22 protein-coding genes are annotated in these 25,017 nt (G+C 66.4%); 11 read left to right on the top strand and 11 right to left on the bottom strand.

Annotated features, from left to right (window positions below; all coding sequences use genetic code 11):
• Positions 1 to 204: 204 nt before the first annotated feature.
• The gene (groL, locus tag QX051_RS15785; protein WP_315714737.1) at positions 205 to 1,845 is read right to left on the bottom strand and encodes a chaperonin GroEL; all 1,641 of its coding nucleotides are present in this window, start codon (positions 1,843 to 1,845) and stop codon (positions 205 to 207) included.
• Between the two features lie 88 nt (positions 1,846 to 1,933).
• The gene (gene groES / locus QX051_RS15780; RefSeq protein WP_008966485.1) at positions 1,934 to 2,248 is read right to left on the bottom strand and encodes a co-chaperone GroES; all 315 of its coding nucleotides are present in this window, start codon (positions 2,246 to 2,248) and stop codon (positions 1,934 to 1,936) included.
• Between the two features lie 380 nt (positions 2,249 to 2,628).
• Here groES and QX051_RS15775 point away from each other — a divergent pair, with 380 nt between their 5' ends.
• The 3 genes from QX051_RS15775 (at position 2,629) to QX051_RS15765 (ending at position 5,922) form a co-directional block, all read left to right on the top strand.
• Positions 2,629 to 2,913 (top strand): usg protein, encoded by a 285-nt coding sequence (locus tag QX051_RS15775; protein ID WP_315776727.1) that lies wholly within the window; start codon positions 2,629 to 2,631, stop codon positions 2,911 to 2,913.
• Positions 2,914 to 3,100: 187 nt separating this feature from the next.
• Positions 3,101 to 3,679, top strand: coding sequence for a cupin domain-containing protein (locus QX051_RS15770; protein WP_315776726.1), 579 nt, complete (start codon positions 3,101 to 3,103; stop codon positions 3,677 to 3,679).
• Positions 3,680 to 3,900: 221 nt separating this feature from the next.
• Positions 3,901 to 5,922: an acyltransferase family protein gene (locus QX051_RS15765; protein WP_315776725.1), complete on the top strand. Its 2,022-nt coding sequence runs from the start codon at positions 3,901 to 3,903 to the stop codon at positions 5,920 to 5,922.
• On the opposite strand, the gene QX051_RS15760 is transcribed toward QX051_RS15765, so the two are convergent.
• On the bottom strand, positions 5,860 to 7,107 hold the full coding sequence (locus tag QX051_RS15760; RefSeq protein WP_315759266.1) for a NupC/NupG family nucleoside CNT transporter: 1,248 nt from the start codon (positions 7,105 to 7,107) through the stop codon (positions 5,860 to 5,862). The two genes, QX051_RS15765 and QX051_RS15760, sit on opposite strands and share 63 nt — an antisense overlap.
• Positions 7,108 to 7,224: 117 nt before the next feature.
• Here QX051_RS15760 and QX051_RS15755 point away from each other — a divergent pair, with 117 nt between their 5' ends.
• Entirely contained in the window at positions 7,225 to 8,451 is a 1,227-nt protein-coding gene (locus QX051_RS15755) for an MFS transporter (protein ID WP_315776724.1), read from the top strand.
• A 169-nt stretch (positions 8,452 to 8,620) separates the two neighbouring features.
• On the opposite strand, the gene QX051_RS15750 is transcribed toward QX051_RS15755, so the two are convergent.
• The 5 genes from QX051_RS15750 to QX051_RS15730 all read right to left on the bottom strand — a co-directional run bounded on the left by QX051_RS15750 (position 8,621) and on the right by QX051_RS15730 (position 14,148).
• Positions 8,621 to 9,376, bottom strand: coding sequence for an SDR family oxidoreductase (locus QX051_RS15750; RefSeq protein WP_315737451.1), 756 nt, complete (start codon positions 9,374 to 9,376; stop codon positions 8,621 to 8,623).
• A gap of 44 nt (positions 9,377 to 9,420) precedes the next feature.
• Positions 9,421 to 10,179, bottom strand: coding sequence for a peptidase (locus QX051_RS15745; protein ID WP_284419127.1), 759 nt, complete (start codon positions 10,177 to 10,179; stop codon positions 9,421 to 9,423).
• A 208-nt stretch (positions 10,180 to 10,387) separates the two neighbouring features.
• Positions 10,388 to 11,236: a transglutaminase family protein gene (locus QX051_RS15740; RefSeq protein WP_315737452.1), complete on the bottom strand. Its 849-nt coding sequence runs from the start codon at positions 11,234 to 11,236 to the stop codon at positions 10,388 to 10,390.
• A gap of 172 nt (positions 11,237 to 11,408) precedes the next feature.
• Positions 11,409 to 12,353, bottom strand: coding sequence for an alpha-E domain-containing protein (locus tag QX051_RS15735; RefSeq protein WP_315737453.1), 945 nt, complete (start codon positions 12,351 to 12,353; stop codon positions 11,409 to 11,411).
• Between the two features lie 376 nt (positions 12,354 to 12,729).
• A complete protein-coding gene (locus QX051_RS15730; RefSeq protein WP_315776723.1) occupies positions 12,730 to 14,148 on the bottom strand; it encodes a circularly permuted type 2 ATP-grasp protein in 1,419 nt (472 codons plus the stop codon).
• A 228-nt stretch (positions 14,149 to 14,376) separates the two neighbouring features.
• On the opposite strand from QX051_RS15730, the gene QX051_RS15725 reads away from it, so the two are divergent.
• The 3 genes from QX051_RS15725 (at position 14,377) to QX051_RS15715 (ending at position 16,405) form a co-directional block, all read left to right on the top strand.
• Positions 14,377 to 15,114 carry a competence/damage-inducible protein A gene (locus tag QX051_RS15725; RefSeq protein ID WP_315771079.1) on the top strand — a complete coding sequence of 246 codons (738 nt, stop codon included), beginning with the start codon at positions 14,377 to 14,379 and terminating at the stop codon, positions 15,112 to 15,114.
• Between the two features lie 38 nt (positions 15,115 to 15,152).
• Positions 15,153 to 15,674 (top strand): xanthine phosphoribosyltransferase, encoded by a 522-nt coding sequence (gene gpt / locus QX051_RS15720; protein WP_315737456.1) that lies wholly within the window; start codon positions 15,153 to 15,155, stop codon positions 15,672 to 15,674.
• Positions 15,675 to 15,784: 110 nt separating this feature from the next.
• A complete protein-coding gene (locus QX051_RS15715; protein WP_315776722.1) occupies positions 15,785 to 16,405 on the top strand; it encodes a hypothetical protein in 621 nt (206 codons plus the stop codon).
• Positions 16,406 to 16,487: 82 nt separating this feature from the next.
• Here the strand turns inward: QX051_RS15715 and QX051_RS15710 are convergent, their stop codons facing one another.
• Entirely contained in the window at positions 16,488 to 17,510 is a 1,023-nt protein-coding gene (locus tag QX051_RS15710) for a methionine synthase (protein WP_315776721.1), read from the bottom strand.
• 142 nt (positions 17,511 to 17,652) lie between these two features.
• On the opposite strand from QX051_RS15710, the gene QX051_RS15705 reads away from it, so the two are divergent.
• The 4 genes from QX051_RS15705 (at position 17,653) to QX051_RS15690 (ending at position 22,208) form a co-directional block, all read left to right on the top strand.
• Positions 17,653 to 18,357 (top strand): glutathione binding-like protein, encoded by a 705-nt coding sequence (locus QX051_RS15705; RefSeq protein WP_315776720.1) that lies wholly within the window; start codon positions 17,653 to 17,655, stop codon positions 18,355 to 18,357.
• 133 nt (positions 18,358 to 18,490) lie between these two features.
• A complete protein-coding gene (locus QX051_RS15700) occupies positions 18,491 to 19,099 on the top strand; it encodes a 2-hydroxychromene-2-carboxylate isomerase (RefSeq protein WP_315776719.1) in 609 nt (202 codons plus the stop codon).
• Positions 19,099 to 20,076 carry an NADPH:quinone oxidoreductase family protein gene (locus tag QX051_RS15695; RefSeq protein ID WP_315776718.1) on the top strand — a complete coding sequence of 326 codons (978 nt, stop codon included), beginning with the start codon at positions 19,099 to 19,101 and terminating at the stop codon, positions 20,074 to 20,076. Before QX051_RS15700 ends, QX051_RS15695 begins: the two co-directional genes overlap by 1 nt.
• Before the next feature lie 92 nt (positions 20,077 to 20,168).
• Positions 20,169 to 22,208, top strand: coding sequence for a methyl-accepting chemotaxis protein (locus QX051_RS15690; protein ID WP_315776717.1), 2,040 nt, complete (start codon positions 20,169 to 20,171; stop codon positions 22,206 to 22,208).
• Positions 22,209 to 22,459: 251 nt separating this feature from the next.
• On the opposite strand, the gene QX051_RS15685 is transcribed toward QX051_RS15690, so the two are convergent.
• On the bottom strand, positions 22,460 to 23,350 hold the full coding sequence (locus QX051_RS15685) for a crotonase/enoyl-CoA hydratase family protein (RefSeq protein WP_315737464.1): 891 nt from the start codon (positions 23,348 to 23,350) through the stop codon (positions 22,460 to 22,462).
• A gap of 242 nt (positions 23,351 to 23,592) precedes the next feature.
• Entirely contained in the window at positions 23,593 to 25,008 is a 1,416-nt protein-coding gene (locus QX051_RS15680) for an amidase (RefSeq protein WP_315776716.1), read from the bottom strand.
• Positions 25,009 to 25,017: the final 9 nt, after the last annotated feature.

Raw genomic sequence — 25,017 nt, 5'->3', positions numbered from 1 at the left:
AACCACCGCTCGGGCTATGGATTCCGGGCTCATTCGCGCTGCTCCAAAATGGCTTCGCCATTTTGCGCTTGAACGCCCCGGAATGACGGCGGAGAGGAGTTTAGCGACGAAGCCCGCATGAGCCCCGGCGACATTCGGGCCCCGGCGAAACAAAAAGGGCGCGGCTTTCGCCGCGCCCTTCGTATCTCTTGAGGAGGCTGGACCTTAGAAGTCCATGCCGCCCATGCCGCCGCCCGGAGGCATTGCGGGGCCGCCGGCGTTCTTCTTCGGCAGCTCGGCGACCATGGCTTCGGTCGTGATCAGCAGCGCAGCCACGGAGGCGGCGTTCTGGATCGCGGCGCGAACCACCTTGGTCGGGTCGATGATGCCCTTGGAGACCAGGTTGCCGTACTCGCCGGTCTGGCTGTCGAAGCCATAGGCGTACTGGTCCTTCTCCAGGATCTTGCCGACGATGACCGAGCCGTCCTCGCCCGCGTTGATCGCGATCTGGCGGGCCGGGGCGGAGAGCGCCTTGCGGACGATCTCGATGCCGGTCTTCTGGTCGTCGTTCTTGGTGCGCAGGCCCTTGAGCTGCTCGGAAGCACGCAGCAGGGCGACGCCGCCGCCCGGCAGGATGCCTTCCTCGACAGCCGCGCGGGTCGCATGCATCGCGTCATCCACGCGATCCTTGCGCTCCTTGACCTCGACCTCGGTCGCGCCGCCGACGCGGATCACCGCGACGCCGCCCGCGAGCTTGGCCAGACGCTCCTGCAGCTTCTCACGGTCGTAGTCCGAGGTGGTCTCCTCGATCTGCGCCTTGATCTGCTGAACGCGCGCCTCGATGTCGGCCTTCTTGCCGGCGCCGTTGACGATCGTGGTGTTCTCCTTGTCGATCATCACCTTCTTGGCGCGGCCGAGCATGGAGAGGTTGACGTTCTCGAGCTTGATGCCGAGGTCTTCCGAGATCGCCTGGCCGCCGGTCAGGATCGCGATGTCCTGCAGCATGGCCTTGCGGCGATCGCCGAAGCCCGGAGCCTTGACGGCCGCGACCTTCAAGCCGCCACGCAGGCGGTTGACGACCAGGGTGGCGAGCGCCTCGCCCTCGACGTCCTCGGCGACGATGACCAGCGGCTTGCCGGTCTGCACCACGGCCTCGAGCAGCGGCAGCAGCTCGTTCAGCGAGGAGAGCTTCTTCTCGTTGATCAGGATGTAGGCGTCATCCATCTCGACGCGCATCTTGTCGGCGTTGGTGACGAAGTAGGGCGAGATGTAGCCGCGGTCGAACTGCATGCCCTCGACGACGTCGAGCTCGGTCTCGAGCGACTTGGCTTCCTCGACGGTGATGACACCCTCGTTGCCGACCTTCTTCATGGCGTCGGCCAGGAACTTGCCGATTTCGGCGTCGCCGTTGGCGGAGATGGTGCCGACCTGGGCGATCTCGTCGTTCGACGTGACCTTCTTGGAGTTCTTGACGAGATCGGCGACGACCGCTTCGACCGCGAGGTCGATGCCGCGCTTCAGATCCATCGGGTTCATGCCGGCGGCAACCGCCTTGGCGCCTTCGCGCACGATGGCCTGGGCCAGCACGGTCGCGGTGGTGGTGCCGTCGCCGGCCGCATCAGCGGACTTCGAGGCGACTTCGCGCACCATCTGTGCGCCCATGTTCTCGAACTTGTCGTCGAGCTCGATCTCCTTGGCGACGGTGACGCCGTCCTTGGTGATGCGGGGAGCGCCGAACGACTTGTCGAGGACGACGTTGCGGCCCTTCGGGCCGAGCGTGACCTTGACGGCATTGGCGAGGATGTCCACGCCGCGCAGCATGCGATCGCGGGCGTCGACGCCGAACTTAACGTCTTTTGCTGACATATTGGGTTTCCCTGAGTTGAATTGGTCGTCTCACCCTGGGCAGGGCGCCCGCAGGCGCTCCTCAGGGTGAGCGTTGAGCGGGTTGGGCTTAGGCGGCCTTCTTCTTCGACGCGGTGTCGGTGAGCACGCCCATGATGTCGCTTTCCTTCATGATCAGCAGCTCCTGGCCGTCGATCTTGACCTCGGTGCCCGACCACTTGCCGAACAGCACGCGATCACCGACCTGGACGTCGAGCGGGACCAGCTTGCCGCTCTCGTCGCGGGCGCCCGGGCCCACCGCGATCACTTCGCCCTGCGAGGGCTTCTCCTTGGCCGAGTCGGGGATGATGATGCCGCCAGCGGTCTTCTCTTCGGCGTCGATGCGCTTGACCACGACGCGGTCGTGAAGCGGACGGAAAGCCATACAGTCCTCCTAAGCTATTGAGGCGATTGTCAGTTTCTGGAATTTTGGCAGTCGGTGCCGGCGAGTGCCAGCACGTGGGCTGGATTTAGGGGAGAGCATTCAGCCGGACAAGGGCTTGTAGCAGAAAAATTAGCAGTCAACTGCGGGCTCTGCCAAAGCGTTCCGATAGCGTTAACGGGAGCGGAACGAACCATGAAACCCCCGTATTAGCACCTGGGCTAAGTGGCTGCTAATGCAGAATTTTTCAACATGTCGTTAAACATTTAAGCTTGAGATGGGTTGAGGACATGCGTCACATTTCTTGGCAGTGAGCGCATCTTTGCCGGGTGGCTCCATCCCGGTTGGCCACACGGACATGCGCTCCAGAAACGGAGGTTGGCATGGTGTCGAAGGTTGAGGTTTCCGAGGACTTTCGGAAACAGGTGCTGGGTTACGGGCTGACGACGGCGCAGATCCTGTATCGGATGCCGGATCACCGCTCGCTGCTGCAGACCTATGTCTGGCAGAACTACGACCTGTTTCCGAAATTCCCCGCGCTGCAGGACTTCCTGGCGTTCTGGCAGGAGAAGATCGAGGGCCCCTTGTACTCGGTCACGGTGGCGCATTCCAAGCTGATCAAGCCGGCCGAGCTGCGCGCCGTCGACGGCATCTTCCGGCTGCATTGAGGCTGACGCGTAGCCCGGATGAGCGAAGCGATATCCGGGTTCAACGCGGACGCGCGTGAGTCCCCGGATGTCGTTTCGCTCATCCGGGTTAAGCGCTGCCTCGGCCCTGTTGAGGTCGTCGATCGGTCGACCCGCAAAGCGGCAGGTTGTGCTATCCTCGCGTGCGAGGACACGCAGGGAGAGCGCCATGGCCAAGAAGAGCCGCACCGCCAAATCAGCATCACGCGCCGCCGCGAAAGCCGCGCCGCGAAAAACCGCAAAGACAAAGCCGACGGCGAAGACCGCCTTCGCGGCGCCGGCCAAGCCGGGAAGGGTGGCGAAACCCTCGACGCGCAAGGCGCTCGCGAGCAAGGGGCGACCAGCGCCGGCGCCGCGCCGGCGCAAACAGAAGGTCGCCATCAGCCATCACCGCGAGGAGGACTTCAAGGCCGACGGACTGCGCGCCTATGCTGTTTACCGCGACCTCGGCATCGCCGACGCGACGCACGGGCTGGCGCGCGCGCATGTCATCCGCATGCTGCCGCCGTGCAATCCGCAGGAAGTCTCCAAGCTGCACACCCATGCGGTCGACTTCCAGATGGTCTATGTGCTCAAGGGCTGGGTGAAGAGCTACCTCGAAGGCGTCGGCGAGACGCTGATGCAGGAGGGCAGTTGCTGGACCCAGCCGCCGAAGATCCGGCACATGATCCTCGACTATTCCGACGACGTCGAGCTGCTGGAAGTGATCCTGCCGGCCGACTTCAAAACCGTCGAACTGTCGACGTAAAGCCGACAGAAATGGATGGAAACATTTGCGTGCGATGGACGGCGGTCCCATCGCGCGTGTGTGTTGACATCCGGTCTCGCGTCACTGGGACGGATGGGCCGGCGACGAATCCGTAAGAGGTGTTCGCCGCGGGCTTGCGTAAAGGCGTACCCGTCCCGTTGCCGCGCTTCGTCGTCCAGTTCGCTCCCACGATCCCGCGCGCGCCTCGCACGCGCGCATCGGTGCAGCCTCGCATCGCCAACGCGGGCGCCGGTTCGGCTTCAGGTGCCGCCCATCGCGAGGACATCGACTGGCTGCGCGCCATCGCGGTGCTCTCCGTTGTCGCATTCCATTTCGAGGCGCCGGCGATCTTCGGCGGCTTCGTCGGCGTCGACATCTTCTTCGTCATCTCCGGCTACCTGATCACCGGCATCATTGCCGCGGAGATGGCGGCGGGCCGCTTTTCGTTCGCGCAATTCTACGAGCGGCGGGTGCGGCGGCTGCTGCCGGCGCTCTACGCCATGGTGGCGTTCGCGGCGATCCCGGCGTCGCAGGACATGCTGGGCTCCGAGCGCGCCGAGTTCTTCCGTTCCGCGACCGCCGTCGTCACCTTCACCTCGAACATCTTCTTCTGGCAGCAGTCCGGCTATTTCGACCACGCCGCGGTCGAGAAGCCGCTGCTGCACACCTGGTCGCTCGCCGTCGAGGAGCAGTTCTATCTGGTACTCCCCGTCGTGGTCTGGGCCGTGTTGCTGATAGCGCGCGGGCGACGGCTGGCGCTGCCGGTCACGCTGGCGCTGCTGGCTGTTGGTTCGTTCGCGCTCGGTCTGTTGCTGATGCGAGGCGGCGCGTCCGCGAGCGCATTCTTCCTCAGCCCGCCGCGCGCCTGGGAATTCCTGCTCGGCGGCCTGGTCGCGATTTCCGGACTTCCCGCACCGCGGCCGGGTTTCGCCCAGCGCGGCGCCCGCGCGCTGTCGCTGCTGCTGATGGCGGTGCCGATTCTGGCGTTGCGCCCCGGACCGGGCTTTCCCGGCGTCGACGCGCTCGCGCCATGCCTTGGCGCGGCGCTGTTCCTGTGGAGCGGCGTCGGCGTTGCCAATGTGCCGCGTAGCCCGTTGTCACCGCTCGGCGTAGCGGCGTTCGTCGGCCGCATCTCATATTCGCTGTATCTGTGGCACTGGCCGCTGTTCGCCTTCGCGCGCTTCGCCAAGCCCGGCCTGGCGCTCGACGGCTGGGAGCGGGTGGCGTTGTGTGCCCTCACGGTCGCGGTCGCCACGCTGTCCTGGCGCTTCATCGAGCAACCGTTCCGCAATCGCCAGCTCGCAGCGACCCCGCGCGCGGCCTTCGGTCTTGCGGCGCTGGCGAGCCTGCTGCTGCTGGCCGGCAGCGGCGTCGGCCTGCTCCGCGCCGGCGTCGTGTCGGACGCCGACCGCGCGGCGCAGCGGCTGGACGCCTACAACGCCTACGACATGAAGCCGGTCTATCGCTATGGCACCTGCTTCACGACGCCGGACGGGCGCGTGCCCGGGGATTGTCTCCGTCCGGTGAGCGGCAAGGTCAACGTGCTGCTGTGGGGCGACAGCTTTGCGGCCCACTACTATCACGGCCTCGCCGCGAGCATCGATCCGCAGGCCGTCAACGTCATGCAGGCGAGCCAGCCGACCTGCATGCCGACCTTCAGCGCGGAGACGCAGGGGATCGCGGCCTGCCGCGCCCTGGCAAGCCAGATGCGCGACTATTTCGTGACGGCGCGGCCCGATCTCGTGGTGATGTCGGCGGACTGGCTCGAGAACGCCCGCCCGCCGCGCTTTGCCGGTATGGTGCGCGATCTCAGGCTGACGCTGGCGCGTCTCAGCGAGGCCGGCATTGCGGTGGTGCTGCTCGGTCCCTCCGTGCAATTCCGGGCGCGGCTGCCCTCGATGCTGGCGCGCGCCACCTTGCGCGGCATGTCGCCGGATCCCGTTGCGTTCGTCCGGTCCGATATCTTTGCGCTGGATCAGGCGATGCAGGCGGCGCTGTCGACGAGCGAAGGCCTGTCCTACATCTCGATCCTGTCGGCGGTCTGCGAGAACGGCCGCTGTCCGCTCACGGTCGGCGACGTCCCGCTGTCGTTCGATCATGCGCATCTCACGGCGGAGGGCTCCCAGCTCGTGATGGCGAGGATCGTGCCGCAACTGCTGCCGATGACGACCGAGCTCAGCTCACGTCAGCAGCCCGACGATCGCACCCATCAGGCAGGTGGTGAGGGTGCCGGAGACGATTGATTTGAGGCCGAGCGCGTTGATCTCGTCGCGCCGTGTCGGGGCCATCGTACCGAGTCCACCGATCATGATGCCGAGGCTGGCGAAGTTGGCGAAGCCGCACATCGCATAGAGCATGATCAGCCGCGCGCGCGGATCGAGCGCCGTCGCATCGAGCTTCGCCAGCTCGACATAGGCGATCAGCTCGTTGAGCACCGTCTTGGTGCCCATCAGGCTGCCGGCCGTGACGGCCTCCGACCACGGCAGGCCCATCAGCCAGCACACCGGCGCCATGACGAGGCCGAGCAGCCGCTGCAGCGAGATGTCGGCGCCGCCGATGGCGGGCAACAGCGACAGGATCGCGTTGGCGAGATGCACCAGCGCGACCAGCACCAGCAGCAGCGCGACGATGTTCATCAGCAGCTCGAGCCCGGCGCTGGTACCCTTGACGATCGCGTCCATCGTCGAGGTGGCCTGCGTCTCCTCGCCGAGCGCGCCGCCGGTGAGTTGCTTCGACGTCTCCGGCACCATGATCAGGCTGATCAGGATCGACGCCGGCGCGCCGAGCACCGAGGCGATGACGAAATGCGCGGCGGCATCCGGGATCAGTGGCGCTAGCAGCGTGGCGTAGAGCACCAGCACGGTGCCGGCGATGCCGGCCATGCCGCCGGTCATGACGAGAAACAATTCGCTGCGTGTCATCTGCGCCAGATACGGCCGGATGAACAGCGGCGCTTCCACCATGCCGAGGAACACGTTGGCGGCGGTCGACAGGCCGACGGCGCCGCCGACGCCGAGGGTGCGCTCCAAGAGCCATGCCATGCCGCGCACCAAGGGCGGCAGCACCCGCCAGTAGAACAGCAGCGTGGTCAGCACGCTCATGACCAGCACGATCGGCAACGCCTGGAAGGCGAGCACGAAATCGGCGCCGGGCGCCTTGAGGTCGAAGGGCAGGGCGCCGCCGCCGACATAGCCGAAGACGAAGGAGGTGCCGGCCCGCGAGGCCGACGAGATGGCGCCGACGACCTCGTTGATGGCGCCGAAGGCGCGGGCAACCGCGGGGACCTTGAGCAGGACGAGCGCGGTCAGGATCGTGACCACGAGGCCAAGCGCGGCCTGCTTCAGCGACACCGCGCGCCGGTTCTCGCCGAGCGCCCATGCGATCGCGAGCAGCGCGACGATCCCGAACCCCGATTGCAGCTGCAGCATCAGATCCCCCGAACCCCGTTTCATTATGAGCGCAGGGAACAGCCGCGCGCAATGCCGTGCGGCCATGCGGGGCCCGCGATTGACAAGGAGTGGGGGCTGCGTCACGCAGGCGCCATCATGTCGTCCACCGTCCCGATCGGCGCGCGCGATCTCTTGAAGCAAAGCGCGTTCCTGTTCTTCCTGTCGTCCCGCAGCCTGTCGCGCTTTGCGAGCCAGATCGCCGCAGTGGCGATCGGCTGGCAGATCTACGATCTCACCGGGCGTGCCTTCGATCTCGGCATGGTCGGGCTGATCCAGTTCCTGCCGACGGCGCTGCTGGTGTTCGTCGCCGGCAGCGCCGCCGACCGATTCCAGCGCAAGCGCGTCGTGCAGCTCTGTCAGCTCGTCGAGGCGCTGACGGCGCTCTATCTGTGCTGGGGCGCCTACGCCGGTCAGCTCGGCGAATTCGAACTGTTTGCTGCGATCTTCGTGCTCGGCATTGCCGGGGCGTTCGAGAGCCCCGCGACCGCGGCGCTGCTGCCGCTGATCGCCCCGGCAGGCACGCTGCAGCGGGCGAGCGCACTGTCGAGCGGGGCCGCGCAACTCGCGACCATCGCCGGTCCCGCCATCGGCGGCTTCGCCTATGCGGTCGCGCCGGGTCTACCCTATGGCATCATGATGCTGTTCTGGATTGCCGGCATGGGGCTGACCGGCCTGATGCAGGTACCGGAGGACGTTCCGCTCGAGCGGATCGACGGCAGCAAGGCCGACCTGTTCGCTGGCGTCCGCTTCATCCGCGCCCATCCTGCGATTCTCGGCACCATCTCGCTCGATCTGTTCGCGGTGCTGCTCGGCGGCGTCACGGCCTTGCTGCCGATCTATGCGCGCGACGTCCTTCAGGCCGGGCCGTTCGGGCTCGGCGTGCTGCGCGCAGCGCCCGCGGCCGGCGCGCTGGCGATGACGGCGGTGCTGGCGCGCTACACCATCCGGCGGCGCGTCGGCCTGCGCATGTTCCAGGCGGTGATCGTGTTCGGCGCGGCGACGGTCGTGTTCGCCGTCTCGCATGTGATGTGGATCTCGGTCGCTGCGCTCGCCATTCTCGGTGCCGCCGACACCATCAGCGTCGTGATCCGCTTCTCGTTGGTGCAGCTCGCGACGCCCAACGAGATGCGCGGCCGCGTCGGCGCGGTGAACTTCCTGTTCATCAACGCCTCCAACCAGCTCGGCCAGTTCGAGAGCGGCGTGACAGCCGCGCTGCTCGGCGCCATGCCCGCCGCCATCCTCGGCGGCGTCGGCACCATCGCGGTCGCGCTTCTGTGGATGAAGCTGTTTCCGACGCTGCGGAAGGTGGAGCGGTTGGAGTAGGAGTCGTGGAGGCACCCTGCCGTAGGGTGGGCAAAGCGGCCGCCCGAAGGGCGGCAGCGTGCCCACCATTGAGCGGCATCATGAGCGGCCAGACGGTGGGCACGGCGCCATTGCTATCTCGTTTGCCGAGACAGCGCGTCAGCGCCTTTGCCCACCCTACAAACGGTGGCTAGCCCCGTCCCACGAACGGCATCTTGGTCGCCATCACGGTGATGAACAGGACGTTGGCGTCGAGCGGCAGCGAGGCCATGTAGGCGACGGCGTCGCCGACGGCCTTCACGTCCATGCGCGGCTCCGGCATCATGCGGCCGTCGGGCTGCAGTACGCCGCCGACCATGCGCTCGGTCATCGGCGTCTCGGCGTTGCCGATGTCGATCTGGCCGACCGCGATGTCATAGGCGCGGCCGTCGAGATTCGACGCTTTCGTCAGACCCGTGATCGCGTGCTTGGTCGAGGTGTAGGGCGAGGAGAACGGCCGCGGTGCATGCGCCGAGATCGAGCCGTTGTTGATGATGCGGCCGCCGCGCGGCGACTGATCCTTCATGATGCGGAAGGCGTGCTGCGTGCACAGGAACGGCGCGGTGAGGTTGGTCGCCACCACCGACTGCCACTGCTGCAAAGTGAGGTCCTCGAACGGCACCGGCGGCGCACCCATGCCGGCGTTGTTGAACAGCACGTCGAGTCGGCCGTAGGTCGACTTCACGGTGTCGAACAGCGCCGCGATCGAGGCGGGATCGGTCATGTCGGCGGGGACGGGCAGGCTCATGCCCGGCTCGCCGAGCTTCGCGGTCTCCTCCAGCATCTCCTTGCGGCGGCCGACCAGCACCACGGTGAAGCCGCCCTTCATCAGCGCCAGCGATGCGGCGCGGCCGACCCCCGTGCCTGCGCCCGTCACCAGGGCGATCTTCTTTGCCGCTTCAGCCATGTTTCCTCACCTTCAGTTCACGTGTCTTGCAGTGTTCTGCAGTTTCAGTGTTTCGACTCGCTCTGAGTCTTGTAGGGCGGCCTTGGAATGTTGTTGTGCGCCGCGCGCAGGGCCGCCGACCAGCGCGAGCGGAGATCGTGGAAATAGGGCTCGCCGGCCTCGATGCGGTGGTTGAGGTCGGCCTCGCAGGCCTCCGCGCGCACCACCAGCACGTCGATCGGAAGGCCGACGCCGAGATTGGAGCGCATCGTCGAGTCCATCGAGATCAGGCCCGTCTTCAGCGCCTCGTAGAGCTCGACGTCGTAATGCATGGCGCGGTCCAGCACCGGCTTGCCGTATTTGTGCTCGCCGATCTGCAGATAGGGCGTGTCGGTGGTGCATTCGATGAAGTTGCCGGCGGTGTAGACCATGAACAGCCGCATCCGCGAGCCCTTGATCTGGCCGCCGAACAGGAAGGAGACGTCGAACGAGATGTCTTCGGCCTTCAGCGCCGGGCCTTCGGTGGCGTGCACCATGCGGATCGCCTTGCCGATGCGCTGTGCGGCCTGAAACATCGTCGGCGCGTTCATCAGGGTCTCGACCTCGCCGGTCTCGGGGTCCTCCATCCCTTCGGTCAAGGTCGAGAGCACGGACTGGCTGACGGCGAGATTGCCGGCGCTGGCGACCGCCACGATGCGCTCGCCCGGATTGGAGAAGATGTGCAGCTTGCGGAAGGTCGAGACGTTGTCGAGACCGGCGTTGGTTCGGGTGTCCGCGATCATGACGAGGCCGTCACGCACCAGAATTCCGCAGCAATAGGTCATCTCAGTCCCCTCGAGCCATTGCGCGAATTACTAGCGAAAATCGCCCCTTCGTCCAACCCCGCACTTCCGTAGCCCGGATGAGCGGAGCGACATCCGGGATCTCACGCGCTGTCTCGGTGAACCCGCATGTCGCTTCCGCCTTCGCCCTTGCGGGCTTCGGCGGACAAGCCGCTCATGCGGGCCACGGGAAGACCGGCGGTTCCGGAATTCAGGACTGGCGCTGCGACTGCGATTGCGACGGACCGCCGCGGCCGACCTGCTCGACCTTCACCTTCACGGTGAGCGTCTCGGTCCCGCCGCCATAGCGGGTGCCGCGCACCGGGGCGGCGCCGAGATAATCGAGCCCGATGGCGACCCGGACATGGGCGTCGGTGGTGCAGATGCAGTTGGCGGCGTCGAAACCGACCCAGCCGAGATTCGGCACATAGGCTTCCGCCCAGGCATGGCCGGCTTCTTGGTGCACTGCACCATCAGAGCGCAGGAAGTGGCCGGACACAAAACGCGCGGGGATGCCGGCGGCGCGCGCGCAGGCGATGAAGATGTGCGCATAGTCCTGGCAGACGCCGCGCTTCAGCACGAAGGCTTCCGCCGCCGAGGTGCCGCTGTGGGTCGGATCCTCGTCGAAGGTCATGTGCTCGTAGACCTGCACCATCAGGGTGTGCAGAAGACCGAGCACGTCGCTGTCCGATTCCGCGCGCAGATCGCGCACGACGGCAGCCATGGCGGCATTGGCAGCCGTGAGGGGTGTCTGCCGGAGGAAGAAGCTGGGCGGGAAGCGCTCGTCCGCTCCCTTCAACACGCCGCCGGTGTCGTGCGTCTCGACCAGGCCTTCGGCCGTGATCGTGAGGTCCTCGAGTGCGCCATGGGTGATCACATGGGTGACGTTGCCGAATGCGTCTTCATGCATGTCGAGGCGGGCATCGGTCGACACGTCGATCTGCCACTCCGCCACATATTGGCCGTCATTGCTGCCGGGCGTCATGCGGATGATCTGGATGGCGCCGGTCGCCGCCGGCTCGTAGCGGTAGGTGGTGGAATGGGAGATACGCAGGCGCATGGCGGTCGACCAGTCTTCGTCAGATGTGCTGTCCGCGGTAGCTCGTTTCACCTTCCCCTGAAAGGGGGAAGGAGGACCCCTCGGGCGAAGGGGAGGGCGCCCGGCGCCGGACGTGGTCTCGCAGACACAGTCCGACGGCCGCCCATCGCTGTTTCCGCTGCGCTCCGGGCGCTCAGATCAGATACTGCTTGGTGATGATCTCTCCAAGTCGCGAATTGTCGGCGATGAACTCCTGGATGAACTCGTGCACGCCGCGCTGGAAGATGTCGTCCATGTTGGAGTGGTCGAGCCGGTTGCGGACGCCGCGGGCATGACGCTGCGCCGCCCCCTGGCGGCCATAGGCGACGCCAATCTGGTCGAGATTGCGGACGAGGTTGCCGTAGCAGCTCGCCAGCGAGCGCGGCAGCGTGTCGTTGAGGATCAAGAGGTCCGCGATCAGCCAGGGCTTCAGCGTCTCGCGATAGACCCAGTGATAGGCCGTGAGCGCCGACACCGAACGCAGGATCGAGGTCCATTGATAGTAGTCCAGCGGGCCGCCGACATGCTCGTCCTCGGGCAGCAGCACGTGATATTTGACGTCGAGAATACGCGCGGTGTTGTCGGCGCGCTCCAGATGCAGGCCGAGCCGCGAGAACCAGTAGGCGTCGTTGCGCAACATCGTCCGGTAGGCCGAGCCGTCGAAGCGCAGCGAGGTCTCCTGCACGAAGCGCAGGAAGCGCGCGAGATCCTCGCGCGTCTTGGTGCCCTTGCTCCACACCTCCTGCAGCTCGATCCAGGAACCGTTGAGCGTGTCCCACATCTCCGAGGTCAGCGCCGTGCGGACCGAGCGGGCATTGAGACGGGCGGCCTCGATGCAGTTCTTGATCGAGGACGGGTTCGACGGATTGAACGAGAGATATTCGACGACGTTCTGCTCGTTGGCCTCGGAGTAGTGCTCGTAGAAGCTGACATTGACGCCGGCGGTCATCAGCGCCGACTCCCACTCGTTGGTCTTGCCGATATAGGCCGCGGGAAGGGCGGTGACGCGCAGGGTGGCGTCGATGGTGCGGGCGAGGTACTCGGCGCGCTCGACGTAGCGGGCCAGCCAGTACAGGTTTTCGGCGGTGCGCGACAGCATGGGCGGTTTCTATCGGCTGCTTGGTAAGTAGTGCTTGCTGAGACGGGGCGGAAGTTCTCTGCGCGCCAAGGCAGACGCGCAATCATCGAGAGAATGGACCCCCTCTTTGACCCTGCTTGTTTGAGCACATGCCTTCGCTGCGTACTCGGTGCACCCTCTCCCCTTGTGGGAGAGGGTGGCTTCGCGGAGCGAAGCCGGGTGAGGGGTCTCTCTCCGCGTGTGCACATGCCGAGAGAACCCCTCACCCGGCGCCGAGATGACGCTCGTCGCCACCCTCTCCCACAAGGGGAGAGGGTGCACCGTCGTCGTGGCAAGATGTATGTTCACACTCCGTCCTTCGGGAAGAGGGGACGCATAGCCCCCGATAACAACGCCGCTACTCATCCAGCACCCATGTGTCCTTGGTGCCGCCGCCCTGGCTGGAATTGACCACCAGCGAGCCTTCCTTCAGTGCCACGCGGGTGAGGCCGCCCGGCACGATGGTGGTGCGGTCGCGTCCGGTGAGCACGAACGGGCGCAGGTCGACATGGCGCGGCGCCAGCCCTGACGTGACGCAGGTCGGGCAGGTCGACAGCGCCAAGGTCGGCTGGGCAATGAAGCCCTCGGGCTCGCGCTTGAGCTTGTCGCGGAACGCCTCGATGGTCGCCTTGGTGGCGGCCGGGCCGATCAGCATGCCGTAGCCACCCGAGCCGTGCACCTCCTTGACCACGAGCTCGCCGAGATGGTCGAGCACGTAGGACAGATCCTGCGGCTCGCGGCAGCGCCAGGTCTGCACGTTCTTCAGGATCGGCTCCTCGCCCAGATAGAACTTCACGACGTCCGGCATGTAGGAGTAGATCGCCTTGTCGTCGGCGATGCCGGTGCCGACCGCGTTGGCGAGCGTGACGTTGCCGGCGACGTAGGCCGACATCAGGCCGGGCACGCCGAGCGCCGAGTCGGGGCGGAAGGTGAGGGGGTCGAGGAAGTCGTCGTCGACGCGGCGGTAGATCACGTCGACCCGCTTCAGCCCCTCGGTGGTGCGCATGAACACCTCATCGTTCTTGACGATGAGGTCGCGGCCCTCGACCAGCTCGATGCCGAGCTTGTCGGCGAGAAAGGAGTGCTCGTAATAAGCGGAGTTGTAGATGCCGGGCGTCATCAGCGCCACCGTCGGCTCGGCCGAGGCGCTGAGCGGCGCGACCGAGCGCAGCGCCGACAGCAACTCGTCCGGATAGCGCTCGACCGGCGCGACGCGGTGGCGCGCGAACAGGTCCGGAAACAGCCGCATCATGATCTCGCGGTTTTCCAGCATGTAGGACACGCCGGACGGCGTGCGCGCGTTGTCCTCGAGCACGATGAAGTCGTTGGCGTCGACGCGGACGATGTCGATGCCGGCAATGTGGACGTAGACGTCGTGCGGCACGTCCTGCCCGTTCATCTCCGGGCGGAACACGGGATTCTGAAAGATCAGGTCATCCGGCACGACGTTGGCGCGCAGGATGTCCCGGCCGTGATAGATGTCGCGCAGGAACATGTTCAGCGCCTTGACGCGCTGCTTCAGCCCCTTTTCCAGCAGCGCCCATTCCTTGCCCGACAGGATGCGCGGAATGACGTCGAACGGGATCAGCCGCTCCTGCGCCTCCGCCTCGCCATAGACCGCGAAGGTGATGCCGATTCGCCGGAACAGCAGCTCCGCCTCGTGGCTGCGATACTCCAGCGCCTCCGGCGGCGTTTCCTTCAGCCACCGCGACAGCTCCTGATAAGCCTGACGGACCTCGCCGCCCGGCTCGTTCATTTCGTCGAACGCAACTGCCATAGATGCCCGTGTGTCCCAGCCTCGCCATACACTGCATGACTCTGCATGACGGTAGCAAGGGCCGGGCCAGCGCGATATGCATTCTCCTGCGGCATTTCGTGGGGGTTGCTGAAGCCATGCCCGAAAAACCGGCTGCGTCGTGCTCAAATCCGCGGCATAGACTGCGACGTTCCGGATGACATTGGCGCCGTGGCGGGCCAAAAGAGACGGCAGATGCGAGGAGAAACCATGAGCGAGATCGTCACCGCGGGGTTGCTGGTCATCGGCGACGAGATCCTGTCCGGCCGGACCAAGGACAAGAACATCGGCTTCATCGCCGAATACCTCACCAATCTCGGCATCGACCTCAAGGAAGTCCGGGTGGTCTCGGACGACGAGCCGGACATCATCGCGGCGCTCGACGCGCTGCGGCATCGCTACACCTATGTGTTCACCACCGGCGGCATCGGTCCGACCCATGACGATATCACCGCGGATGCGATCGCGAAGGCGTTCGGCGTCGGCATCGACCATCACCCCGAGGTGGTGGCGCGCTTCCGAGAGCGCTGGAGCGAGCAGGAGCTCAACGAGGCGCGGCTGCGCATGGCGCGCATCCCCGACGGCGCCGAGCTGATCCAGAGCGCGACCATTCTGGCGCCGGGCTTCAAGCTCGGCAACGTCATCGTCATGGCCGGCGTGCCCTCGATCATGCAGGCGATGATGGACATCGTGGCGCCGAAGCTGAAATCGGGCGTGCGGATGCTGTCCGAGACGGTGCGCGCCAATGCGCGCGAGGGCGACATCGGCGGCCCCTTGCGCGAGATCGCCAAGGTGCACCCGGACACCATCATCGGCAGCTATCCGTTCATCGACGAGGACCAGAAGCCGAATACGCATCTGGTGGTGCGCTCGCGCGACCAGGACAAGCTGTCGGCCGCGATGGCTGCGGTGAAGGAGATGCTCGCCGGGCTCAACGTGACGCGCTAAAGCAGGGGCAGCTTTCGAGAACCCACGGACGAGATGAGATGCCAGACAAGACTTTGAGTGCAGAGGAGCGCGCGGGCCGGGCCTTCCCGGTGTCCTGGGACCAGTTTCATCGCGATTGCCGGGCGCTGACCTGGCGGCTGAACGAGATCGGGCCGTTTCATGCCGTGGTGGCCATCACCCGCGGCGGGCTGGTGCCGGCGGCGATCGTGGCGCGCGAGCTAGGCGTGCGCGTCATCGACACGATCTGCATCGCGAGCTACGACCACACCAAGCAGGGCGAGCTTCAGGTTCTGAAGGGCATCTCGCTCGACACCGCGCAACTCGGTGGCGGCACCGGCAAAGGGCTCCTCATCGTCGATGACCTCGTCGACACCGGCAAGACCGGACGCATGGTCCGCGAAATTCTCCCCGACGCGCATTTCGCCACCGTCTACGCCAAGCCGAAGGGCCGGCCGCTGGTCGACACCTTCATCACCGAGGTGTCGCAGGACACCTGGATCTTCTTCCCCTGGGACACCGCGCTGTCGTTTGCGCCGCCGCTGCGCGACGGGGCGGCGTGAGGAGGGCGCGAATGGCGAATAGGGAGTAGCGAATAGGGATTGGCGGGATGCTCTATTCGCCACTCCCTACTCGCCATTCGCCTGCTCCATAGCCGAAGGCGGAGGAGCCGATGCCTCTGCAGAATCGCGTCACCCCAACGGGCGACATCGTTGCTACGCCACACCGCGGCCTCTTCACGGGCAATCGCGGCATCATCCATGATCCCGCGACGAAGACGCTGCTGAGGAAGCGCTGGTCGAGCCCCGCCTGGCTGGTCTGCCTCTGCGACTTCCGCGGCCGCCGCCGGGAGGTGATGGCACGGCGGAGCTGGACCGAGCTGTTCTTCCTCGACGAGGCCACGGCCTTCGCCGCCGGTCATCGCCCCTGCTTCTACTGCCGCCGCGACGACGCCAACCGGTTTCGCGGCGCGTGGGAAGAGGGCAATGGCGTCAGCGGGGTTCGGGCTGCGGAGATCGACAAGGTCCTGCACCGCGAGCGGCTGGAGCGCGGCAGGAAGCGGTTGCACCCACTGCCGATGCCGTGGAGCGAGCTGCCCGACGGCGCGATGGTGCAGGTCGACGAAGAAAGCTTCCTGGTCGTGCAGGGCAGGGCGCTGCCCTGGTGCTTTACCGGCTACGGTGCTGCGCGCGACGATCTCACGGCGCCGCGGCTGCTGACGCCGCCGTCCACATTGCGCACGTTGGAGGCCGGCTTTCGGCCCGTGCTGCATCCGAGCGCACAAGCCTCGTAGCCCGGATGAGCGAAGCGATATCCGAGGTCTCGTGCGGTGCTGCGTTGAACCCGCATGTCGCTGCGCTCATGCGGGCTACGAACTACGCGAACCGCTGCCGTGCCAGCTTCGCGCCGGTGCCGAGCGCCATCAGCTTGGCCTCGGCGATCTCGCGCCGCATCGGCGCCATGCCGCAATTGGTCGTGGCGATGATGTTCTCCTTCGGCACCACCTTCATGACGTCCTCGAGGGTCTTGCAGACGTCCTCGGCGGTCTCGATCGCGTCACTGGCGACGTCGATGACGCCGGCCTGCACGATCTTGTTCTTGAGCAGGCCGAGCAGTTCGATCGGCACCTTCGAATTGCGGCATTCGACCGCGACCTGCTGGATGGTGCTGGCGTCGATGACCGGGAACGTCTCCTCATACTGCCGCCACTCGCCGCCGAGCGTCTCCTTCCAGTCGGTGTTGGCCTTGATGCCGTAGCCGTAGCAGATGTGCACGGCCGTCGGGCAGGTCAGCCCTTCGGCGGCGCGCTCCAGCGCCTTGATGCCCCAGTCGCGCACCTCGTCCATGTAGACGTTGAAGGCGGGCTCGTCGAACTGGATCATGTCGATGCCGTCGTCGTGCAGCGCCTTCGCTTCCTGGTTCAGCAACTCGGCAAACGCGAACGCCATCTTGACGCGGTCGCCATAGTAGTTGTCGGCGACGGTGTCGATGATCGTCATCGGCCCCGGCAGGGTGAACTTCACGGCGCGCGTGGTGTGCGTGCGCGCGATCCGCGCCTCGTCGCCATGGACGCGGCCCTTCAGCGACAGCGGCGCCACCACCTGCGGCACCATCGCCTTGTAGCGATCCTTGCGGATGCCCATCTCGACCTTGTGCGCGAAGTCGATGCCCTCGACCCGCTCGAGGAAGCCGTGCACGAAATGCTGCCGCGACTGCTCGCCCTCGGTGAGGATGTCGATGCCGGAATCCTCCTGCAGCTTCAGCGCGAGAATGGTCGCGTCGCGCTTGGCGCGCGCAAGCTCATCGCCCTTCGACTTCCACGGGGCCCACAGCACGTTCGGCTCGGCCAGCCATTCCGGCTTCGGCAGCGAGCCTGCGATGGTCGATGGAAACAGCATGGTCGAACTCTCCGTCGGCGTATGGGGCGGTCAGGCTTGAGCGCCTGTCTGCCATGGCTTACCCTTCAGGTACAGAAGAACGAAGCCGCCTCGCGTGTTCCGCGGCGCGGCAAAATGGTCCGGGGAAGGAATCGGGGAAAGCATGATCGATCTCCATTACGCGCCGACGCCGAACGGCTGGAAGATCTCGATCATGCTCGAGGAACTCGGGCTGCCCTATACCGTCATTCCCGTCGACATCCGCGCCGGCGACCAGTTCAAGCCGGAGTTCCTGGCGATCAGCCCGAACAACCGGATTCCGGCGATCGTCGATCATGCGCCGGCCGATGGCGGCGCGCCGTTCCCGGTGTTCGAGACCGGTGCCATCCTGATCTATCTCGCCGACAAGACCGGCCGTTTCCTGCCGCAGGAGACGCGGGCGCGCTCGCGCGTGATCCAATGGGTGATGTGGCAGATGGCGGGGCTCGGGCCAATGATGGGGCAGCACGGCCATTTCGCTCTGTATGCCGCCGAGAAGATTCCCTATGCGATCCAGCGCTACCGCGACGAGGTCGCACGGTTGTTCCACGTGCTCGAGGTGCAGCTCGGCAAGACCGGCGCCTATGTCGCCGGCGACGACTACACGATCGCCGACGTCGCCTGCTTTCCCTGGATGATGACGCACAAGGCCCAGGGCTTCACGCTCGACGACTATCCCAACATCAAGCGCTGGTACGCGACGTTGCGCGCGCGGCCGCAGCTGCAGGCCGGGCTTGCGATCGGCAAGTTCGTCAAGGAGCCGTTCAACGAGCAGTCGCGTCATGTGATGTTCGGCGCGCGCGCGAAGGAGATGATGGGGAGAGGCTGAAGACGACCCTCATGGTGAGGAGCGCCGTAGGCGCGTCTCGAACCATGAGGCCACCGCACAGGCCTCATCCTTCGAGACGCGCGCGATGCGCGCTCCTCAGGATGAGGAGTGATAGCAAGAACGGGACCACTCAATGATCGAATTCTTCTTCGACTGCTCCAGCCCCTGGACCTATCTCGCCTTCCACAATATCCAGCCGCTCGCGCGCGAGTTCGGCGTCGACATCGTCTGGCGGCCGATCCTGGTCGGCGGCATCTTCAACACCGTCAATCCCAGCGTCTATGCGCAACGCGAGAAGCCGGTGCCGGCCAAGGCGGCCTACATGCTGAAGGACCTCGGCGACTGGGCGCGCTCGGCCGGGCTCAAGATCAAGATGCCGCCGACGGTGTTTCCGGTGAACAGCGTCAAGGCGATGCGCGGCTGCATCTGGCTGGGGCAGGACATGGTGCCGTTCGCGCGGACCGTGTTCGATATCTACTGGGGGGAGGACCAGGACATCTCGCAGGATGCCGTGCTGACGGAGGTGTGCCGGCGTGTCGGCATCGACCCGAAGGATTTCTTCGCGGGCATCGCCCAGCAGGGCATCAAGGACCAGCTGCGCATCAACACCGAGGAGGTCGTCAAGCGCGGCGGCTTCGGCTCGCCGACCATCTTCGTCAATGCCACCGACATGTATTTCGGCAACGACCGGCTGCCGCTGATCCGCGAAGCGCTGGCAAGGGCGAAGGGGCGCGCCAGCTGATGCCGCGGGCGATCGTTTGCCGCGAGCTCGGCCCGCCGGAGAAGCTGAGGCTCGAAAGCCTGCCGTCTCGTGTATTGGCTGACGGCGAGGTGCGGGTGAAGATCCGCGCGGCCGGCATCAATTTCCCGGACATCCTGATGGCGGCGGGTGAGTATCAGCTCAAGCCGGAGCTGCCGTTCACGCCCGGCGTGGAGGCGGCCGGCGACGTCATCGCCACCGGCGCAGCCGTGACCGGCCATGCCGTCGGCGACAAGGTCATCGTTCGGATGCGCTTCGGCGCTTACGCCGAGGAGGCGTTGGTGGCAGGGAGCCAGCTCACGCCGCTGCCGTCGACCTTCGACTACGCGGAAGGCGCGACCTATCTCGCCGGCCATGGCACCGCCCATCACGCGCTGGTCGATCGCGGCCAGCTCAAGCCCGGCGAGACTCTGCTGGTGCACGGCGCCGGTGGCGGCGTCGGCCTCGCCGCCGTCGAGATCGGCAAGCTCTTGGGCGCGACGGTCATTGCAGCAGCGTCCTCGGAGGAGAAACTCGCGGTGGCACGCGCGCGTGGCGCCGATCATCTCGTGCTGTATGCGCGCGAGCCGTTCCGCGACGCCGTCAAGCGCATCACGGATGGGCGGGGCGTCGACGTCGTGTTCGACCCGGTGGGCGGCGAGGTGTTCGAGCACAGCGTCCGCTGCATCGCCTGGGGCGCGCGGCTGCTCGTGATCGGCTTCACCGGCGGCATCGGGCTCGCACGCACCAACCTGATCCTGATGAAGGGCGCCAGCGTGCTCGGCGTGCGCGCCGGCGAGGCCGTGCGCAGGGACCCTGAACTCGGAGAGCGACGTATGGCCGCGCTGCTGGCCTTCGCCGAGCAGGGCAGGCTGCGGCCAAACGTGTCGCACCGTGTGCCGTTCGAGGATTATGCAGCGGCGATGCGGCTCCTGATCGAGCGCAAGGCAATCGGCCGCGTGGCGCTGGTGATGGATTAGTTTGCAGGCGCCTGCCCAAAAATGTGGCGGACGGGTCTATGTATTTTTTTACCACTGGATTCATAGAATGATCGGACAGGTTGAGGCCGATCATGTTGAAGACGTCGAAGATACTTCACCGCATTGCCCTGTCTGCATTGCTGCCCATCCTCACATTGGCTGCGTTGGCGGCCTACGAGATCTCCACGAAATGGGCGGTGCGCGTCGAGATGATGCACATGCAGCCGGTGGCGGAAGCCGTCGGCAAGCTCAGCCGTTTCGTTCATGAGCTGCAGCGTGAGCGCGGCATGTCGTCGGCGTTTCTCAGCAGCAAGGGCACGCAGATGCGCGCCGAGCTGGATCAGCAGCGCAGGCTGACCGACGGCGAGCGCGCGCATGCGGTCGCCGCGCTGGACGGGCTGCGCCGGAGCGGCGCGCTGGCCGAGGCGGCGCAGGCGAGCGAGCAGGCGTTGGCGCAGCTCGATCGCCGCCGCGGCGACATCGATGCCCAAGCCGTCACGCCGGCGGCAGCGGTCAGCTCGCTCACCGATATCGTCAGCCGGCTGACCAGTCTGATCAGCAGCATGTCGACGCTGAGCGATGATGACGACATCTCCAAGGCGATCATCGCCTATGGCAACCTGACGGAAGGCAAGGAGCGCGCCGGCCTGGAGCGCGCCGTCGTGGCGGGAGGCCTTGCCGCCGGTCGCTTCGAGCAGGCCGCCTATGCGCGTGCAATAGGGCTGGCTGCAGCACAGGACAGTTATTTCGCGGCATTTCGCGCCGCCGTCTCGGCGAGAGGGCGCGCGGCGTTCGATGCGGCGATGACCGGGCCGGCGATCGACGGCGTCGTTGCCATGCGCAAGGTGGTGGAGCAGGGCGGCGTCAGTGGTGATTTCAAAGGGCTCGCGAGCAAAGCCTGGTTCGATGCGGCCACGCTGCGGATCGATCTCCTGAAGCAGGTCGAAGACGCTCTGGCCGTTGAGCTGTCGGAGCTGATGGCCGGCAAGCAGGCCGCGGCCACGGCCAGTCTCGCCGCCGTCGGCGTGCTGCTGCTGCTCGCCTTGGCGCTGAGCCTCGCGATCGTCGTCGCGCTGGCGCGCAGCATCACCGGGCCGATCAACGCTCTTGCCGATACGATGACGCGGCTGGCGAAGGGCGATGTGAGCACCGCGATCGACGCGGTCGATCGGCGCGACGAGGTCGGTCTGATGGCGAGGGCAGTGCAGGTCTTCAAGGAGAACATGATTCATGGCGCCGAGCTCGCCGCCAGGGATGCGGAAGCGATGAGCCAGCGCGCCGAAAAAGCCAAGCGCGTCGGCGAGCTGACCGACCGTTTCAGCGGCGATATCGCGGCCGTGATCGATAGCGTGATCTCAGCCTCGGCACAGCTCGAATCGACGGCCGCCGTGATGAACCGCACGGCGAGCAGGACCTGCAGTGAAGCGAGCAGCGTCGCGCAGGCGACCGAGGCCGCATCGAGCAACATGCAGACGATGGCCGCGGCGACGGACCAACTGTCGAGCTCAGTCGCGGGCATCGGCGGTCAGGTGACGCAGTCGGCAGACATGGCGCAGAAGGCGGCCGCGGAAGGGCAGCGGACCAACGAGACCGTGCAGGGCCTTTCCAGCATGGCCGAACGGATCGGCGACATCGTGCGGCTGATCAGCGACATTGCCGGCCAGACCAACCTTCTCGCGCTCAATGCGACCATCGAGGCCGCGCGGGCGGGCGAAGCCGGCCGCGGCTTTGCCGTCGTCGCCGGCGAGGTGAAGCTGCTCGCCGAGCAGACCGCCAAGGCGACGGGCGAGATCCGCGCGCAGATCTCCGGAATGCAGGAGGTGTCGAGCGAGGCCGTGCGGGCCATCCGCGGCATCACCACGACCATCGGCGAGCTGAACGAGATCGCGTCGTCGATCGCGAATGCCGTCGAGGAGCAGGGCGCGGCCACGCGCGAGATGGCGCGCAACGTCCAGCACGCGGCCAAGGGGACCGACGAGATTTCGCAGAACATCCAGCAGGTCACGGCCGCCGCAAACGAGTCCGGCGTCACCGCCAGCCAGGTGCTCGGGGCGTCGGCGGAGCTGCTGCGCCAGTCCGAGAGCATGCGCCGCCATGTCGATGAATTCATTCGCGGCATCAAGGCGGCGTGAGCGATCTCACGAGATGTGACTGGCTTCTCATCGAGCGAAAGCGGCCGAGCGCGTGGCGCCGATGATCATGGCGCTGATGATGGAGTGACGCGGGGCGCCACTCGCTGTCGTCCCGGCCTCAGCGCCGGGACCCATACCGCGTGATCCATCGTGCGGCACCCTGGACGTCGTTCTTCGCCAAACGGCATCCGGTGGCTATTGATCCCGGATCGGCGCGCGCGTGCCGCGCGCTTGTCCGGGATGACAGCGTTCTATTTATACTCCCGCTCGTCCCACCACGGGAAATAGTCCGGCATGTCGGCGGTGACGGTGTTCTTGAACTGCGCCGGGCGCTTCTCCAGGAACGACACCACGCCTTCCTTGACGTCGTCGGAGCGGCCGCGCGCGTAGATGCCGCGGCTGTCGACCTTGTGCGCCTCCATCGGATCGTCGGCGCCCATCATGCGCCACATCATCTGGCGGATCAGCGCGATCGACACCGGCGCGGTCTTGTCGGCGATCTCGCGAGCCAGCGCGCGTGCGGTGGGCAATAGTTCCTCCGGCGGCACCACCTTGCTGACGAGACGGCCGGCGAGCGCTTCCTGCGCCGGAAACACGCGGCCGGTGTAGCACCATTCCAGCGCCTGCGAGATGCCGACGATGCGCGGCAGGAACCAGCTCGACGCCGCCTCCGGCACGATGCCGCGCTGGGAGAACACGAAGCCGAACCGCGCGCCCTCCGAGGCGATGCGGATGTCCATCGCGAGCTGCATGGTGACACCGATGCCGACGGCCGGGCCGTTCACCGCGGCGATGACCGGCTTCAGCGACTTGAAGATGCGCAACGTCACCTGGCCGCCGCCGTCGCGCACCTGCGGATCGGAATAGTCGACGCGGCCATCGGCGTGGCGCTTCACCGGCCCGCGCTTGGCATCGCGATCGAACGTGTCGGCGCCGGAGGAGAGGTCGGCTCCGGCGCAGAAGGCGCGGCCCGCTCCGGTGACGATGATCGCCCTGACGCCGTCATCCTTGTCGGCGCGATCGAAGGCGTCGATCAGCTCTTCCATCATGGTGCCGGTGAAGGCGTTGAGCTTCTCCGGCCGGTTCAGCGTGATGGTGAGGATCTTGTCGGCGACGTCGTAGAGAATGGTCTGATACGCCATGGGTGTTTCCTGATGTGTTGTTGTTATCGTTGTTAGAAACGTCATTACGGAGCGATGCGCAAGCATCAAGCCATGGGCAAGTGCGTATGGTATTCCGTAGGGTGGGCAAAGGCGCGGCGCGCATTGCGCGCGGCGACGTGCCCACCATTTTCACCGATGGTCCGGCGGTAGGCACGGCGCCCGTCAGCAGCGGTGAGCGTGGATAGCGCCGTGTACGCGCCTTTGCCCACCCTACGAATCCGTCAGGGCGCCACCGGCCACGGCCGCTGCTCACCGCGCAATCCTTCGAACGTCTTCGCCATCCCGAGCACGCCGACGTCGTCGAAGCGGCGGCCGATGATCTGCAGGCCGATCGGGAAGCCGTCGGCGTCATAGCCGGCATTGACTGAGATCGCCGGGTTCTCCGACATGTTCCACGGCACGGTGTAGGTGATGTGCTCGAACGGCCTCTCGGGGTCGTTGAGCGGCGAGGCGAACTCGGCGGGGAATTTCACGCCGGGCGAGGTCGGAGAGATGATGTAGTCATAGTCGCAGAACAGTCTTGCTGCGGCGGCGCGCAGGGTCATTGTGACGTTGAAGCCCCTGATGACCTCGACGCCCGACAGCGCGGCGCCGCGCTCGGCCCATTGCAGGATGTAGGGCAGGGTCTTGGCACGAACGTCGGGCGCGAGCCGCGCCAGATCGTCCCACAGCCGCGCACGCCAGAAATTGTCGAGACCGTCGAGCATCTCGCGGGTCAGGAAGCCCTTCACCTCGCTGATGACGGCACCTGCGGATTCGAAGGCTTTTGCGGCCGCCAGCGTCGTCGCACGCACCGGCTCCTCGAGCGCCTGGCCGACGCCGCCGAGGTCGAGCATCACGCCGATGCGCAGCTTGCGCACCGGCTTCTCCGCGACCTTCCAGTGCAGGTCCGAGGGCGGCAGGCTGGTGCCGTCGCGGCGGTCGGGCTTCGACAGCACGCTCATCATCAGCGCGGCATCGTCGACGATGCGCGTCATCGGTCCGGCGACGCGGCCGACATAGGGCGGATCGATCGGCACGCGGCCGAAGCTTGGCTTGAGCCCGACCAGGCCGCACCACGACGCCGGCAGCCGGATCGAGCCGCCGATGTCGGTGCCGACATGCAGCGGGCCATAGCCGGCTGCGGCCGCGGCACCCGCGCCGGCGCTGGAGCCGCCGGGGTTCATCCGCAGGTCCCACGGATTGCGCGTCAGAGGATGGAAGCTCGACAGGCCCGACGACAGCATGCCGTAGTCGGGCATCGTGGTCTTGGCGAAGATGATCGCACCGGCCTCGCGCAGCCGCGCCACCGGCGGCGCGTCGGCCGCCAGCGGCGCGCGCGTGACGCTGGCTGCGCCGAGCGGCATCGGCTGGCCCTTGGTGGCGATGTTGTCCTTCACCGTCGCCGGCACGCCGTCGAGGACGCCTGCCGGCTCGTCCTTGGCCCAACGCTCGGTCGAGGCCTTCGCTTCCGCCCGCGCCCCGTCGACATCGAGCAGATACAGCGCCTTGATGTGCGGCTCCCACACTGCGACATGCGCCAGCACGTCGTCCATCACCTCGGACGGCGAGAACTGGCGCGCGCGATAGCCGGCGATCAGGTCGACCGCGGAGAGATCGTGCAGCGAGGTGATGTCGTCAGAGGCGGGCTTGTGCATGCTGGTGCT

The organism is Bradyrhizobium sp. SZCCHNR1053 (assembly GCF_032381235.1).
Lineage (GTDB): Bacteria > Pseudomonadota > Alphaproteobacteria > Rhizobiales > Xanthobacteraceae > Bradyrhizobium.
The sequence above is the reverse complement of the archived record's forward strand: the minus strand, read 5'-3'. Positions and strand labels throughout refer to the sequence as shown.

Excerpts from the sequence above, each read along its gene's own strand:
- QX051_RS15710 (WP_315776721.1), bottom strand. The coding sequence starts at position 17,510 with ATGCTGTTTCCATCGACCATCGCAGGCTCGCTGCCGAAGCCGGAATGG.
- QX051_RS15685 (WP_315737464.1), bottom strand. The coding sequence starts at position 23,350 with ATGGCGTATCAGACCATTCTCTACGACGTCGCCGACAAGATCCTCACC.
- QX051_RS15705 (WP_315776720.1), top strand. The coding sequence starts at position 17,653 with ATGATCGATCTCCATTACGCGCCGACGCCGAACGGCTGGAAGATCTCG.
- QX051_RS15740 (WP_315737452.1), bottom strand. The coding sequence starts at position 11,236 with ATGCGCCTGCGTATCTCCCATTCCACCACCTACCGCTACGAGCCGGCG.
- QX051_RS15725 (WP_315771079.1), top strand. The coding sequence starts at position 14,377 with ATGAGCGAGATCGTCACCGCGGGGTTGCTGGTCATCGGCGACGAGATC.
- QX051_RS15735 (WP_315737453.1), bottom strand. The coding sequence starts at position 12,353 with ATGCTGTCGCGCACCGCCGAAAACCTGTACTGGCTGGCCCGCTACGTC.
- QX051_RS15700 (WP_315776719.1), top strand. The coding sequence starts at position 18,491 with ATGATCGAATTCTTCTTCGACTGCTCCAGCCCCTGGACCTATCTCGCC.
- QX051_RS15730 (WP_315776723.1), bottom strand. The coding sequence starts at position 14,148 with ATGGCAGTTGCGTTCGACGAAATGAACGAGCCGGGCGGCGAGGTCCGT.
- gpt (WP_315737456.1), top strand. The coding sequence starts at position 15,153 with ATGCCAGACAAGACTTTGAGTGCAGAGGAGCGCGCGGGCCGGGCCTTC.
- QX051_RS15775 (WP_315776727.1), top strand. The coding sequence starts at position 2,629 with ATGGTGTCGAAGGTTGAGGTTTCCGAGGACTTTCGGAAACAGGTGCTG.
- groL (WP_315714737.1), bottom strand. The coding sequence starts at position 1,845 with ATGTCAGCAAAAGACGTTAAGTTCGGCGTCGACGCCCGCGATCGCATG.
- QX051_RS15745 (WP_284419127.1), bottom strand. The coding sequence starts at position 10,179 with ATGACCTATTGCTGCGGAATTCTGGTGCGTGACGGCCTCGTCATGATC.
- QX051_RS15695 (WP_315776718.1), top strand. The coding sequence starts at position 19,099 with ATGCCGCGGGCGATCGTTTGCCGCGAGCTCGGCCCGCCGGAGAAGCTG.
- QX051_RS15755 (WP_315776724.1), top strand. The coding sequence starts at position 7,225 with ATGTCGTCCACCGTCCCGATCGGCGCGCGCGATCTCTTGAAGCAAAGC.
- QX051_RS15750 (WP_315737451.1), bottom strand. The coding sequence starts at position 9,376 with ATGGCTGAAGCGGCAAAGAAGATCGCCCTGGTGACGGGCGCAGGCACG.
- QX051_RS15715 (WP_315776722.1), top strand. The coding sequence starts at position 15,785 with ATGCCTCTGCAGAATCGCGTCACCCCAACGGGCGACATCGTTGCTACG.
- groES (WP_008966485.1), bottom strand. The coding sequence starts at position 2,248 with ATGGCTTTCCGTCCGCTTCACGACCGCGTCGTGGTCAAGCGCATCGAC.
- QX051_RS15680 (WP_315776716.1), bottom strand. The coding sequence starts at position 25,008 with ATGCACAAGCCCGCCTCTGACGACATCACCTCGCTGCACGATCTCTCC.
- QX051_RS15760 (WP_315759266.1), bottom strand. The coding sequence starts at position 7,107 with ATGCTGCAGCTGCAATCGGGGTTCGGGATCGTCGCGCTGCTCGCGATC.
- QX051_RS15690 (WP_315776717.1), top strand. The coding sequence starts at position 20,169 with ATGTTGAAGACGTCGAAGATACTTCACCGCATTGCCCTGTCTGCATTG.
- QX051_RS15770 (WP_315776726.1), top strand. The coding sequence starts at position 3,101 with ATGGCCAAGAAGAGCCGCACCGCCAAATCAGCATCACGCGCCGCCGCG.